The sequence below is a fragment of the Chromobacterium sp. Panama genome, assembly GCF_003052555.1.
In the GTDB taxonomy this organism is placed as follows: domain Bacteria; phylum Pseudomonadota; class Gammaproteobacteria; order Burkholderiales; family Chromobacteriaceae; genus Chromobacterium.
Window position 1 is genome coordinate 2224162 of sequence record NZ_QARX01000001.1, and the last position, 15382, is coordinate 2239543.

At 67.7% G+C, this 15382-nt stretch carries 4 protein-coding genes; all 4 read right to left on the reverse strand.

Going from position 1 to position 15382, the window contains the following annotated elements; all coding sequences use genetic code 11:
* Positions 1-89: 89 nt before the first annotated feature.
* The 4 genes from DB032_RS10020 to DB032_RS10035 all read right to left on the reverse strand — a co-directional run bounded on the left by DB032_RS10020 (position 90) and on the right by DB032_RS10035 (position 15230).
* Positions 90-854: an SDR family NAD(P)-dependent oxidoreductase gene (locus DB032_RS10020; RefSeq protein WP_107799358.1), complete on the reverse strand. Its 765-nt coding sequence runs from the start codon at positions 852-854 to the stop codon at positions 90-92.
* A complete protein-coding gene (locus tag DB032_RS10025) occupies positions 851-3943 on the reverse strand; it encodes a PfaD family polyunsaturated fatty acid/polyketide biosynthesis protein (protein ID WP_107799359.1) in 3093 nt (1030 codons plus the stop codon). The genes DB032_RS10020 and DB032_RS10025 overlap by 4 nt, the downstream gene beginning before the upstream one ends.
* Entirely contained in the window at positions 3944-8278 is a 4335-nt protein-coding gene (locus DB032_RS10030; protein WP_107799360.1) for a beta-ketoacyl synthase N-terminal-like domain-containing protein, read from the reverse strand. It lies immediately after the preceding gene.
* Between the two features lie 241 nt (positions 8279-8519).
* Positions 8520-15230 carry a type I polyketide synthase gene (locus DB032_RS10035; RefSeq protein ID WP_107799361.1) on the reverse strand — a complete coding sequence of 2237 codons (6711 nt, stop codon included), beginning with the start codon at positions 15228-15230 and terminating at the stop codon, positions 8520-8522.
* Positions 15231-15382: the final 152 nt, after the last annotated feature.

Consider the following 15382-nt stretch of genomic DNA (forward strand, 5'->3'; position numbering starts at 1 on the left):
GCGGCAGAACCTGATCCAAGTCTCGCGAGCTAGAGCGAAACCGGTTTCAACGCCGTATCGCCGAAGCGCAGCAGGCCTTGGATAGATTCTTACAAGGTGCCTACCCGCATGCCTCCATCCAGCGGAATGACGGTGGCGTTCAGATAGTTGGTCTTGCAGGTGGCCAGGAAGGTGACCACTTCGGCGATGTCCTCCGGCAGCCCCCAGCGCCCCACCGGCACGATGGACTTGACGATGGCCTCGTCGGACTGCTCCACCATCTGACGGTCGACGAACTGGCCCAGCATCTTGGTCTTGCAGATGCCCGGCGCAATCGCGGTGACGCTGATGTTCAGCGGCCCCAGCTCCCGCGCCCAGGACTCCGACGCCTTGATCAGGCCGGCCTTGGACGCCGCGTACGCCGACCCGCCGGCCGCGCCCCAGATGCCGGCCACGGAGGCGATGTTGATGATGCGGCCGTACTTCAGCCGCGCCATGTGGCGGGAGAACACCGCGGTGGCGTTGAAGGCGCCGTTGAGGTTGACGTCGAACACCCGTCTCGCCAGTTCCCCGCTTTTTTCCGCCATGCAGTAGCCGCGGCCGATGACGCCGGCGTTGTTGACCAGCACCGTGATGTTGGCGCCCATGCGCTCGACGATGGCGGCGCTGGCGGCGTCCACGCTGTCGGGGTCGGTCACGTCCATCACGAAGCCGCGCAGGCTGTCCGGGCAATCCAGCTCCCGGCCCAGCTGCTCCAGCGCGGCGGCGTCCACATCGGTGGCCGCCACCGCGTAGCCCACTTCCAGCAGCGACTTGACGATGGCGCTGCCGAAGCCGCCGGCCGCGCCGGTGACGACGGCGACTTGCCGGGTCACGCCACCTCTCCTTCCTTGAAGGCGATGTCGATCACTTTGCGGGCGTTGGCCATGGCGTCGAAGATGCGTTCTTCGAAGAAGCGCACGTCGTCCTGGTTCATCAGCAGGTTGGAGTAGATCCGCGACAGCGGCGAGAACTGGATGCCGTAGCGCTTGGAGATCTCGCGGATGATGATGTCGCAGAACTTGACCTTGTCGCTGTAGCCCTCGGAGCGGTCCACCATGGTGTCCTGCGAGTGGTAGACCAGCGCGGTGGGCATGCCCTGCACCACCAGCGGCAGATCGTTGGCGTGAGCGGCCTTGATGAAGGTGTCGGAGATCTGCTCGGTGAAGCGGCCCATGCGCTCGTAGCAGCCCGGGTCCTGTTCGATCAGCTCGAAAGTGCTCTTGATCGCGGCCAGGCCCAGCGGGTAGCCGTTGAAGGTGCCGGCGTGGATCACCTTGCCGCGGGTGTAGAGGTCCATGATGTCGCGACGGCCGGCGATGGCGGAGATCGGCATCGAGCCGCCGCCCAGCGCCTTGCCGAAGGTGGACAGGTGCGGGGTGACGCCGAGGATGCCCTGGGCGCCGGACAGGCCCAGACGCACGCCGGTGATGATCTCGTCGAAGATCAGCACGATGTTGTACTTCTCGCAGATTTCCTTGGCGCGCTCCAGATAGCCTTCGCGCGGGAAGATGCCGCCGCCGTTGACGCAGATCGGCTCCATCAGCACCGCGGCGATTTCATTGTGGTAGCGCTCGATGGTGGCTTCCAGCACCTGGATGTCGTTCCACGGCAGCATGAAGGACTGGTCTTCCAGCGCGCCGTCGGCGCGGCCCAGGGTGTCCAGCAGGTCGCCCTTGAAGGTTTCCGGCACCGGGAAGCTCAGGTCCTGGCGCTTGCGGCCGCCCATGATGTTGTCGGCGTTGCCGTGGTAGTGGCCGTGGAAGCGGATGAAGCGCTGCTTGCCGGTGAAGCCGCGCGCCAGGCGCAGCGCGTTCTGCACCGCCTCGGTGCCGCTCAGGCAGAAGCGGATCATCTCGGCGCAAGGGATGTGCTTGACCATCAGTTCGCAGACTTCGACTTCCAGGTCGCAAGTGTCCACCGAGGTCACTTTCTGCATGTAGCGGATCAGCGCTTCGTTGTAAGCCTCGTTGTGGTGGCCGACGAAGAGCGCGCCGAATTTGCAGAACAGGTCCAGGTGTTCATTGCCGTCCAGATCCCAGACCCGGGAGTTGCGGCCGCGATTGAACGGCACCACCAGCGGCCGTTCCGGGTCGCCGAAGTTGTAATGGGTGCCGCCCGGCAGCAGCTCCCAGCATTGCTTGTAAAAATCCTTGGACTTGATCAGCGACAGCTTGGTATTGCCTTCCATATTCCTGCTCTCCTCTTGCTTGCCCTGTGATGCTACGGTTGGTGCTACGGTTGATGACGGGATGTCATTCAATTCGGGTTCGGGTCCGATGTCGTCTTCGTCCAGCGCCGTCATGCGGGCGCTGAGCGGGCGGTAACGCTCCAGCCGCTGCGGCGTCAGGACGCCCAGCTGGCGCAAGGCCGCCACGCGGCTCAGGTAGGCGGCGCCGGCCATCAGCTCCACCGCGATGTCGGCCACCTTGCGCTTGGCCACCGGCGCCAGCTCGCTGCCTTGCAGCCACTCGTTGGCCGCGCCCATCGCCGCGCCGCACCAGATCTGGTAATCGACCGCGCGCTCGGCCGCGCCGGAAATCGCCCAGCGCGAGGACTGGCCCAGATACCACTGGAACAGCAGCGCCATCTTTTTCTTGGGGTTGGCGTTGGCGGCGTCTATCAGCGCCTGGTTGCCGCGGCCGGCGAAGAAGGCCTCGGTGTCGGCCCATACCTGGGCCAGCGGCTGACGGAACACCTGCTGTTCCAGGCTGGCCACTTCGGCGGCCGGGATCTGCTCCAGGCCGGGGTACTGCTTGTACAGGCCGTGCAGCTTCTGCGCGCGCACCGCGTACATGCTGCCGCCCTTGAGCACCTGCACCTTGGCGCCCAGCTCGAACATATCGGCCGACGGCGCCATCGCCATGTCCGCGATCTTGGCCTTGCCCAGCAATTGCTTGACCGGGTCCGAGGTGCCGGCTTCGACGCAGGCCTGGTTGATGGAGCCGGTGACCACGTAGGCGGCGCCCAGCGAGAACGCCGCCAGCGTGGCGTGCGGGCTGCCGATGCCGCCGGCGGCGCCGACGCGCACGGTGAAGGGATAGCCCTGGCCGGCGCAGATTTCGTCGCGCAGCTCCGCGATGGAGCGGAAAACGCAGCTGAGCAGGCCGTTGTCGGTGTGGCCGCCGGAATCCGCTTCCACGGTGATGTCGTCGGCCATCGGCACTTTCTTGGCCAGCTCCGCCTGGCGCTCGCTGATCAGGCCGTCGGCCAGCAGCTTGCGCACGATCTTCTCCGGCGCCGGGCTGAGGAAATGCTGCGCCACTTCGCGGCGCGACACCTTGGCGATCACGCGGTTGCGGCGGATCACCGCGCCCTTGTCGCCGGCTTCCAGGCCCTTGACCCGGTAGTAGACGATGGCGGCGGACAGATTGACGTAGGCCGAGGCCTCCACCACCTTGACGTCCTGTTCGATGAACAGCTTGACGCAGTTCATCTCCCAGTCCGGCTGGCTGGGGTTGTGCAGCAGGTTGATCGCGTACGGGCCGTTGGGCAGCGCCTGCTTGATGCGGCGGATGGCGCTGCCGATGCGCTCCAGCGTCAGGCCGCCGGCGCCGAAGGCGCTGAGGATGCGGCGCGAACCCAGCGCGATCACCATGTCCTCGGAGTTGATGCCGCCGGCCATGGCGCCCGCGTAATAGGCGAAGCGCACACCGTAGTCACGCAGGAAGGACGGATCGCCGAAGTATTCCGGCAACATCGCCGGCACCATGCCCAGGCAATCCACCTGGCCGTTGCCGGCCAGGCCGCCGGCCGGTTCCAGCAGCACCGCGTCCTGCTGGCGCAGCACGTGCAGCGGCCGCGCCAGGTCCAGCAACTGGGCCTGAGCCTGTTCCGGCGTCTGCTGGAACTTGCCGGCATGGCCCTGCCATTTGTACACCGGGGCCGCAAAGCGCGGCGCCACGCAAAGCTTGTCTTGGTTCATTCATGCCTCTATCGCTGTCAGCGCCGGCGCCGAAGCGTCCGCCGCTGCCGGCGCTCGGCTGAAGCCGGCGCCTAGGTTGTCGCACATACCGATGACGTTGCCGCGGTAAATGATCTCCGCGAGGAAGACCAGCGCCATCCGCTCCAGCTGGCCGTCGGCCTGGTAGTCGCAGTGGATGGATTTGCAGGTGAGCCGGTAACGCAGGGTGTCGGCCTCGCACTTCACTTCGCCGCGGAACTTGGCGCTGTAGCTGTGCGGGCTGAGCGCGTGCGGCACCATGCCCGGCAGCGAGTACAGCCCCAGGTAGCACAGGTAGAACTTGACCAGTTGCTCGCAGCCTTCCACTAGGAAGGTGCCGGGCATCACCGGGTCGTTCTTGAAGTGGGCGCGGAACACCCAGTGGCTGGGGTCGATGTCGCGTTCGGCCACCGCCTCGCCCAGGCCGAAGGCGCCGCCGGAGGCGGAGATGGACACCACCCGGTCCAGCATCTTGGCCGCCGGCGCGTACAAGCGCGGCGCGCGCGACGCGGCGTAGGCGGCGTCGCCGAAGCAGGCGACGAAATCGCCGCGCTGCAGGGCCTCGATATGGCTGTTGTCGAAGGACGCGCGCCCGCAGCGCAGCGGCGGCTGGAACGGCTCGGCCGGCTGGCCGGCTTTCAGATAGGGCGCGGTGTTGACCCCCTTGGATTTTTCGATGTCCTTGGGCAGGAAGAAGCCGGAATTGGCCTCCAGCTTGAAGCTCAGCCTATCGCCGACGTAGCACAGATACTCGTAGGCGATCAGCACGTTCTTGCCCACCTTGAGGAAGGACTTGATGTTGACCCGTCCGCGCAGCACTTCGCCGGCCTTGGGCAAGGGACCGTAGACCGTGGTCTGGCTGTCCACCGCCCGGTAGCGCAGCTGGCCCTTGAACAGCTGGTCGCAGCCGATATAAGTGAAGGCGACGATCATCGCGTGCGAGGCTTCCAGCGACACGAAGGCCGGCACCAGGCCGTCGGACACGTACCAGGCGTCGGGGTGCAGATCGTATTCCCACTCGATGAAGCACGGCTCCAGCTTGCCCGGCTGCGCCGACAGCGCGGTGATGCGCGAGGCGAACATATACGGCGGCGACGGCATGCGGGTGCGGATCGGGTAGCTGTCGGCCTCGGCGTAATCCGGGCCCAAGACCTTGGCGATGGAGCCGTCGGTCAGCTCCACCAGCTGCGCTTCGTCGAACAGCGGACGCGGGCGCGGCGGCACCGGCGCCGCGGCCTTGGGCTTGGCCGCGCGGCGCTGACCGGCCGGCGCGCCGGCGCCCAGCAGTTGCGCGATGCGCTGGTAGAAACGCTGCTCGGCCTGCAGATAGCTGAGCTGGGTCTGCGCCTGACGGCTGTGCTGCCTTTGCAAGACCGGCGCTTCGCTGTCGGCCGGCGCCGCGGCGGCCGGCTGCGGCTGCGCCGGTTCCGCCACCGGCTGCGGACGCCGCCAGGGCTTGACGTCGCCGAACAGCGCGCGGTTGGCGTCGTTGACGATCATCTCGGCGATGGTGTGTTCGCGGCCGGTGTGCACGGTGGCGACCAGGGCCGGACCGCCCGTCTGCGGCGGCGTCGGCGTTCTGGCTTCCAGGCGATTGGCCTCGCCGGGCTCTTGCAGAATCATATGGGCGTAGCCGCGGTCCAGGCCCAGGCTGTTGACCGCCGCCAGCCGCAGACCGCCGGCCGGCGCCGGCCAGGCCGCGCCGGTTTCTCCGGCGCGGAACACGGCGCGCAGCGCGGCCTCCGGATAGGCGGCCAGCGCCGCCGCGCCGGGCAGCTGCCGGCGATGCAGGCAGAGCGCGGCCTTGATCACGCTGACGATGCCCTGAGCCGAGGCCAGCTGGCCGTAGTTGGCGGCCACCGAGCCGGCGGCGACGCCGCTGTCGCGGTAAACCCGGGACAGGCCGTCGATTTCCACCTGGTTGTCGCTGGCCAGCGCGCCGCCGCTCAGCTCCAGATAGCCCACCGACGCCGGATCCGCGCCGGCCTGGCGCAAGGCCGCCGCCGCCGAGCGCGCCACCGCGTCCGCCGCCGGTTGAAACTCGGTGCTGTCGCCGCAGGCGTGGCCGATGGCCAGGCCGCGCATCACCGCGTAGACGCGGTCCTTGGCTTCCAAGGCCGCCTGCTCGCGCTTGAGCACCACCACGCCGCCGCCCTCGCCCACCGGCGCGTCGACATGGCCGGCGCCGCGGCGCGGCGCCCACAAGACGTTTTCCAGACCGCCGGCGAAGCTGCCGCCGGCGACGATGACCGCATCCACCAATTGCTCGGACAACATGAATTGCGCCAGTTCTATCGCCTTGAAGGCGGCGTTTTCATGCGCGCACAGCGAGAAGGCCGGGCCGTCCAGCTTCAGATGGGCGGCGATGCGGCTGGCCACCACATTGCCGATGCCGCCGGTGATGCCTTCCGGATACGGTTCCGGGAACAGGCTGTCCTTGACGATGGTTTCCAGCGCCGCGGTCTGCGCCTCGCTCAGCGAGATGCCGCTGTGCGCCAGGCTGTCGCGCACCTGCCAGGCCATCTCGTTGCGCGCCTGATAGCGCGAGCAGCTGTAGTCGACGTCGCCGGCGACGATGACGGCGATATTGCGCTTGTGGCCGTCCAGCTGGTAGCCGGCGTCGTAGAAGGCGCGCTCGGCGATGGGCATCAGGAACAAATGCGACAGCAGATGGCTGCCCACCACCTTGGGCGGCAGCTTGAAGCGCTTGCAGTCGAAGTCGAACTGCTCGATATAGGCGCCCGCCGGCGCCTGACGGTAACCGCGCGCGCCCAGCACGTCGGCGCGCCCCTCCAGGCCCAGCCAGCGGGTGCGCGGCAGCGGGCGGAAGTGGCTGCGGCCCTCGGCCACCGTCCGCAGCAAGGCGTCCGGGGTTTCGGTGTCGGCCAGCGCCACGCCCACGCCGACGATGGCCAGGCTTTGCTGTTCGGCCGGCAGCTGCGGCCAGGCGGTCACCGGCGCGTCGGCGCGGTGTTCGCGCAGCACCATGTGGCCGTTGACGCCGCCGAAGCCGAAGGCGTTGATGCCGGCGCGCTTGGCCTGGCCGCGCTGCGGCCACGGCGTGGTGTCGCGCACCACGTGGCGGATGTCCAGCTGGCCGCCCGGGGTGCTGACCATGTCTTCCACGTTCAGCGTCGGCGGGATCACGCCGCTGCGCATCGCCAGCAGCACTTTGAGGATGCTGGCCATGCCGGAGGCGGTCAGCATATGGCCGATATTGCCCTTGTTGGCGCCGATCAGCGGCCGCTGCGCCTGGTCGGCGAAGAAGGTCTCCACCGAGCCCAGCTCCACCTGATCGCCCACCGGGGTGCCGGTGGCGTGGCATTCCAGATAATCGATGTTCTTGTCCACGCCGTCGTAGGCGCGCTTCAGCGACAGCAGTTGACCGTTGAGGTCCGGCACCAGGATGTGCTTGGCGCCGCCGTCGTTGGACAGGCCGATGGACTCAATCACGCCGTAGATGCGGTCCTTGTCGCGCACCGCGTCGGCGTAGCGCTTGAGCGCGATCACGCTGGCGCCCTCGCCGGCCTTCAGACCCTGGGAGTTGCGGTCGAACGGCACCGACTGGCCGTCGGCCGGGAAGGCCTGCAACACATTGAAGCCGTGATCGATGTAGATGTGGTCGGCGTGGCAGACCGCGCCGGCCAGCATCAGGTCGGCCTTGCCGCTTTGCAGGTAGTAACTGGCCACGCGGATGGCGTACAGCGCGGAGGCGCAAGCCGCGTCCAGCGCGAAGCTGGGGCCGGCCAGGCCCAGCGCCTGGGCCGCCAGCGTGGCGTTGTGGCTGCCGGTCATCAGATTGAGATCGGACAAGCCTTCCGCCTGCCAGGGCTGGCGGAAATGGAAATCGTCGCGTTGCAGCAGTTCCTGGACGTAGGGTTCCAGGATGCCTTGGTAGAAACCGTTGAGCAGCTTCTTGCCGGCGTGCGTGGGCATGCCGATATTGCCGATGATCAGGCCGCAGCGCTCCAGCGCCTCGGCGCTGTGGCCCACACCCTGGCCGGCGTCGATCAAAGCCTGTTCCGCCGCGTACAGCGTCCATTGGAACAAGGGGTCCAGCGCTTCCAGCTGCGCGGCCGGCAGGCGGTAGCGGCCGGCGTCCAGCTTGAAGCCGCGCACATGGCCGTTCTTGTTGTAGGCGATCTTGTCCGCGGTGCCCGGCACCGGGTGGCGATACAACGCCGGGTCCACGCCCAGCTCTTCCCGGCTCAATTCCGAGGTGCAATCCCGCCGCTCCAGCAGGTTGCGCCAGTACTGTTCTGGCGTTTCGGCGCCTGGAAACAGGCAGCCTAATCCGATAATGGCGATTTCTTCCATAGTGCATTCATGCCTAAAGTAGAGCCAACATTCCCAAACCTTGGGCGCAACCGTCCCCCTCCGCCGCCGGCCGCTGTTGAGGCGGCGGGCGGCGGCGCGGGATCAGGATTGAACCGGCGCGGGCCGATTTCGAGTGCGGCGGCGGCAAGGCGGACCTTCCGCCGCCGCGCCTCGGCTGTATGGCCGGAACGCGTCGCCGCGCTCCGGACCGGCTGCGCCCGCAGGCGCAGCCTTGCTCGCGTCACACCGCCACGCTGGCCTCCGGGTCGCACATCAGCTGCCGCAGCTTCTTCGACACGGTGAACTGCAAGCCGGACAGCTTGCTGTACACCTTGCCGTCGGCGCCGTGGACGGTGACGTCGGCCAGCAGAGTGGTCGCGGTTTGCGCCGTGACCGCCATGCTCAGATAGAAGGCCTGGTCGAAAGCCAGCGGCGCGTACTGCCGCCACTCGGCGATCTGCAGCGGCAGCCCCGCCTTGTCCGACTGCGACATCAGCCAGATCAGCGGCGTTTGCAAAGCCACGTCCGCCAGGTAGGGGTTGAAGGAGTTCACCGGGAACTGCCCCTGTCCGCCCGCGGCGGCCAGCCTACCGCCGGCTTGCAAGCCCTGGCCGTCGAGACGGAACAAGGACTGCACGCCGCGGAAGGCCGGGCCGTGGAACAGCCAGGCGCCGTCGCGCATGTCGCCGTACAGCGGCGCATGCTCCAGCGGCTCGCCCGCCGGCGCCTTGGGCCCGTCCAGCGGCGCTTCCGCCGCCAGCCGGCTCATGGTCACCCGCGCCTGGTAGCGGTTCAGCGCGGCCCCGTCCACCTGGTTGTAGATGCTCACCTCCAGCGTGTGGCGGTCGCCGTTGCCGCCGGCTTCAGCCACCGGCCGCAGTTCGGCGATGAAGCGCCGCTGTTCGCCGGCGTCGAACACCACGCCCTTGAGCACGCGGAAGTCCGTCAGCGTCTCCAGCCGATAGCCGGGCAGCAGGTCTTCGCACAGCTGCACCATCCAGCCGGCCGCGGCGGTGGCCGGCAGCACCGGCTGTCCGCCCACCACGTGATCGCCCAGGAAGCCGTTGACGGCCGGGTCCAGCTCGCGCTCCACCCGGGTCAGCGCCGGCAGGGTCTTCTGCTTGCGCCCCACCTTGTAGCTGCCGCCGCCCACGATCACCTGCGGCACCAGACCGGCGGCGAACTCGTCGACGAAGAACTGCGCGCCCACGGCGGTGGGGATGATGGCCAGGCCGCGGTCGGCGTAGGCCTTCTTCAGCACGTCGTTGACCATGCCGCTGTCCCACGGACCCCAGTTGATGCTGCGCACCTGCTGTTTCGGGTACAGGGTCTGGTACAGATAGGCGAACTTGTTCAGCGCGTCGTTGGCCATCGCGTAATCGGTCTGGCCGGCGTTGCCGAAGAAGCCCGACACCGAGGAGAACAGCACCAGATGACGCAAACCGTCCGGCTTGACCGCCGCCAGCAGGTTCTCCAGCCCTTTCACCTTGGTGTGGAACACCGAGCGGAAATCGGCCGGGGTCTTTTTCTCGATGCGCTTGTCAGCCAGGTTGCCGGCGCCGTGGATGATGCCGCGGATGGGGCCCAGCTGCCGCTGCGCTTCCGCCGCCGCCCGCGCCACGTCCTTGGCGTCGCCGATGTCGCAAGCCAGATAGATGGCCTGGCCGCCGGCCTGCTCGATCCGGGCGATGGTGGCGCGCACCTCAGCCAGTTGCAGCAGCTCCTTGAGCAAGGCGTCCACCTTGACCGGGGTCACCGTCTCGCCCTGCTGTTGCAGATGGCGGATGGCGCGCGCCTTGAGCTCGGCCACTTCGCCGCCGCCCTCCGCCCATTCCGGCAGCGGCGCGTCGATGCGGGTGCGGCCCAGCAGCGCGAAGCGGGCCGGATAACGCTTGGCCAGCGCGATCACGCACTCGGCGGTGATGCCGCGCGCGCCGCCGGTGACCAGGAACACGGTCTTGGCGTCGATGCCGGCCACGGCCTGCGGGTCGGTCGGCGCCGCCTCGAAGCCCAGCGTCATCCGCTCGCCCTTGACGCCGCGGCCCACTTCGGCCACGTCGGACTGCACGTCGCGCAGTTCTTCCAGCAACATCGCGGCGATGGCGCTCTTGCCGCATTTGGGATCGAAATCCACGGTGCGGCAGAACACGTCTTCCCACTCGATGTTCAGCGCCTTGCTCAGGCCGCTGACGCCGGCGGCAGCCACCGGGAAGGCGGCGCGCCGGGCGGTGCCCAGCTCGCCGTCCAGCTGGCTGGCCACGAAGAAGCAGGCGCGGCCGAGACCGGGCTGCGTCAGCGAGGGCTGCAGCAGCTTGGCCAGCAGGAACAAGGCCTGAGCGGTGTCGTACTCGGCCGCGGCGAAGGCGTTGGCCAGCGATTTGACGTTGCCGGCCGGCGCTTGCAGGTGGATGAAGCCGCCCACCTGCCCTTCGGCCACCGCGATCCGCGACAGCACGTCTTCCAGCGCCAGCTCGTCGGCGCGTTCCAGCACGTAGTCGTTGACGTGCTTGATCGCCTTGCGCTGGCCCTTGGCCTGCTGCCACTTGAACACCAGCCGCGCCACCTGCTGGCCGTGGGCCAGCAGCTGTTTGGCCACTTCTTCGCTTAAACCCTTGCCGTCGTCGGTCAGCAGCCAGAGCCGGCCGGCGGCCAGCTCCAGCAGGTCCGGCTTGGGCAAAGCTTGTTTCCGCGCCTGAAAACGATGGATGGACGCGGCTACCGTATGGGCATCACTTACAGGGGATTGCTGAGCGAGGGCAGATGCCGTCTCCCGGGGCTCAGCTAGGGATTTTTTTGCTGCGGAGTCCTCCACGGCAACGTCGGACACCAGTTTCTTGGTGGACGACACCACGCCCAGCTGACGCAAGGGCTTGGCCTCCGCCGCCGGGGTTTCGTGCAAGGCGGGCTCGCTGGAGACCGGGGCCGGCGCGGCCTCCGGCGCCGGAGCGGCTTCCGCGGCCGGCGCGGCGGCGCCGCCCTGCTTCAGCTCGGTCAGCAGTTCGGAGATGGTCTGCTTGAAGAAGCCGCCCATCTTGCGGATGTTGCTGAAGGCGTCGATGTCGAAGGTTTCCATGTCCTTCTGTTTTTCCATGTCCTGGAAGTGCGGCACCTCGGCGGACAGCTGGTCGAACATGGCGCCGAAGATTTCCAGGCGCTTGATCGAATCGATGCCCAGGTCGGCTTCCAGATCCATGTCTTCATTGATCATGTCGGCCGGGTAGCCGGTGCGGTCGCTGACGATGGCGATCAGTTGCTTGATCAGGTCGGCCTCGGTCAAGGCTTCGAAGCGCTGGATCAGGGCCTGGTCCTCGGCGCTGATCGCGGCGGCGGGCGCGGCGGCTGCCGGAGCGGGCGCGGCTACCGGGGCCGGCGCGGCGACCGGAGCGGCTGCTTGCGGAATCTCCTGCAGCGTCGGCTTGGGCGCCTGCACCGCGCTCACTTGAGGCGCCGGGGCGGCGGGCGCGGCGGCGGGCTGAGCCAGGGGCGCGGCCGCCGGCAATTCCACCGCGGCGCGCGGCGTCGGCAAGCTCACTTCCAGCGGCGCGCGCTGTTGCAGGCGAGCGGCCACCTGGCCGCCGCGGGCGGCGACGTCGGCGCCCAGCAAAGCTTGCTGGTTGTCGAAATAATGTTCGTGGTTGACGTGGTAGAGCTCCTGGTTCTTGTCCAGCAGCTGCAGGCTCTGGCCCAGGCTGGCCACCACTTCCGTCAGTTGCTGGCTGCCCTGGAATTTCTCCAGCAAGGTGTATTGCTTGTTCATCAGCGAATCCAGCAGCTGAATGTAGTCCTTCTGATTCAGCTGGAACTGCTGGTGCACCTGGCTGAGCATGTTCTGCGCCTGGATTTGCGCGTCCAATACGCTCAATACTTCGTTGTCCGAGCTACTGCGTTGCATGATTCCCTCTCCGCTTATGACATGGACCGGCTCCAGCCACACCATGTCGTCCCTGTTGTCGACCAAAGTTTCCACCACTACCGTACTATCCCGCTCCGTCTCCGGCGCCCGCGGCGGCGAGCTGGCGGCGAGCCGCTCGTCGATGAAGGCGTCGATGACGCGCGTATCCTTGCGCATGGCGTGCGCGCGGCGCTGCTTGGCTTTCTCCGAGTAGAAGAAGCCGCCGCTCATTGTGTAAGTCAGCGCCTTTTTCTTGGGCGCCGTCGCCAGCGGCAGCGCCGCCTGCGGATCGGTGGAGCTCAGCTCCACCCCCTCCACCGCCAGCCGCGCCAGCGCGCGCTTGAATTGCAGGGCTTCCTCGCCGTTGGCGCTGGGGTTCAGCGACACCACCGCGTGCGGCTTGTCCTTGAGGATGTCCGCCACCAGCTTGCCCAGAATGCCCTTGGGGCCGATCTCGACGAAGAGATAGCCGCCCTGCTGATGAATGCGTTCAATGGTTTGCTGGAAGCGCACCGGGCTGACCAGTTGGCCGATCAAGGACTGCTTGATCTTGGCCGGGTCGTCGGCGTGGCGCTCGCCGCTGGCGGTGGAGTACACCGCGGCTTGCGGCGCCTGGAACGGAATGCCGGCCAGGCTGGCCTCGAACGGCGCGCAAGCGTGGCGCACGAAGTCGGTGTGGAAGGCCGCCGACACCGCCAGCACCTGGCTGCGCACCTTGCGCTCGTTCAGGAACTCATGGGCCTGGCGGATGATGTCGCCGGCGCCGCCGAACACCAGTTGCTGCTGCGAGTTGTAATTGGCCACCACCAGCTCCGGGAAGCGCTCCAGCACCGCGCTGGCTTCGCTCTCCGGCAGCGAGGCCGCCAGCATCGCGCCCGGCTCGCCGCCCGGCACCGGGCTGGCCACCGCCGCGCCGCGCGCCAGCGAGGCGCGGTAGAAGTTCTCGTCGCTCAAGACGCCGGCGGCCCACAGAGCGGTCACCTCGCCGTAGCTGTGGCCGGCCAGGAAGTCCGGCCGCAGGCCCAGACCGCGCAGCAGCTTGTAGTAGCCGGCGCTGATCGCGCCTATCGCCGGCTGCGCGGTGCGGGTTTGGGTCAGCTCCGCCATCTGGCGGTCCGCCGTCTCCGCGTCGAAGGCCGGCGGCGGGAAAATCGCCGCCGAAGGCAGCGGCAGCCCGTCGGCGTGCGCCGCGGCGTCCAGGCCTTCCAGGGTTTCGCGCATCGCCGGGTAATCGTTGGCGATGTCGCGGCCCATGTTCACGTACTGCGCGCCCTGTCCGGGGAACAAGGCCACCACGCGGCCGGCCAGCGGAGCCGCCTCGCGCTTGTAGTAAATGCCCAGCGGGTGTTCCCAGTCCTGATCCGGCCGCGCCCGCAGCAGCTTGATCGCCTCGTCCAGCAGGCCGGCCGCCTGTTCGGCGGAGCCCGCGACGAAAGCCAGGCGCGCGGAATCGGCCGGCGCGCGCGCCGCCGCGCCTTGGTGCAGACGGAACTGATAACCGGCGTCTTCGGCGCGGAAGGCATCCAGCTTGTGCTCGGCCAGCGCCAGCAGCTGCTCCGGGCCGTCCGCGTGCAGCAGCACCACTTCCGGGCGCAGGTTCAGGCGGAAATCGCCCTGCGGCCGCGCCTGATGCTCTTCCATGATGGCGTGGTAGTTGGTGCCGCCGAAGCCGTAGGCGCTCAAGGCGGCGCGGCGCGGCGCGCCGTCCACCGGGCTCAGCCAGGGCCGGCTGTCGATGTTGACGTAGAAGGGGCTGGCGCTGTCCGCCAGTTCGCGGCTGGGCTGGCTGACGTTGATGGTGGGCGGCAACACCTTGTGATAGAGGCCGAGCGCGGCCTTCATCATCGCCGCCGCGCCGGCGGCGCAACGGGTATGGCCGATCTGCGATTTGACGCTGCCGATGGCCACCGAGCCGGGCTGAGCGCCGCCGGCCTCGAACACCGCGCGCAAGCTCTTGATCTCGGTCTCGTCGCCGGACTGGGTGCCGGTGCCGTGCGCCTCCACCAGCTGGATCTCGGCCGGAGAAATGCCGGCGCGCGCGTAAGCGCGTTGCATCGCCTTGACCTGGCCTTCGTGACGCGGCGCGAAAATGCTCTTGGCGCGGCCGTCGCTGGAGGCCTGCAAGGATTTGATCACCGCGTAAACGCGATCACCGTCGCGCTCGGCGTCTTCCAGGCGCTTGAGCACCAGGAAGCCCACGCCGTCGCCCAGCATCATGCCGTCCGAGGATTCGTCGAAGGGCCGCGACAGATTGCTCTTGGACAGGGCCGGCGTCTTGCTGAAGCACAGGAAGGAGAAGATCGAGTTTTCCAGGTTGACGCCGCCGGTCAGCACCACGTCGCAGCTGCCGTCCACCAACTCGCCCACCGCCGCCTTGATCGCGGCCAGGCTGCTGGCGCAAGCGGCGTCCACCATATAAGAGGTGCCGCCCAGATCGAAGTAGCTGGCGATGCGGCCGCAGGCGACATTGCCGAGGAAGCCGGGGAAGCTGTCCTCGTTCCATTCCAGATAGAGATGGTTGACGCGGTCGATGACCTCATCGGCCACCGCGCCGGGCAGGCCGGCGTGGTTCAGCACCTTGCGCAGATACGGCTCCTGCTGGCGGAAGGCCAGCGAGAAGGAAGTGTTGCCGTTGCCGGCGCCGCCCAGGATCACGCCCACGCGGTCTTTATCCACCGGCAAGGCGTCCTCGCCCACCAGCCTGGCGTCCAGCATCGCCTGTTTGGCCACGTGCAGCGCGAAGATCTGCGCGGTGCTGATGGACTCCAGCATCAGCGGCGGCAGTTTGAATTCCACCGGATCGAAATCGATGGCCGGCACGAAACCGGCGCGATGGCCGTAAGTCTTGTCGGCGGCGCTCGGGTCCGCGCTGTAATAGTCTTCCTTGCGCCAGTATTCATCGCCGTTCTTCTGGTCGATGTCGGTCAGGGAATCCTTCTTGTCGACGATATTGGTCCAGAAATCGTACAAGGTGGCCGCATCGGGAAAGTGGCTGGCCATGCCCACAATCGCGATATCCACCGTGCCCGGTCCTATCCTGCTAGCTACGGTCTTGCTCATTGCTCCTCCCGCGGTGAACCTGCTGTTTCGCATCATTCGCTTGCCGCCGCGCACCAACCGGGAAGCGCAATCGCCGGCCGCACGGCCAGGGTCGACTGCCTTTCTTTAAATCCGGTCCCGCACGCAAAGCCTGGATCGAATTCGCGTCCGGC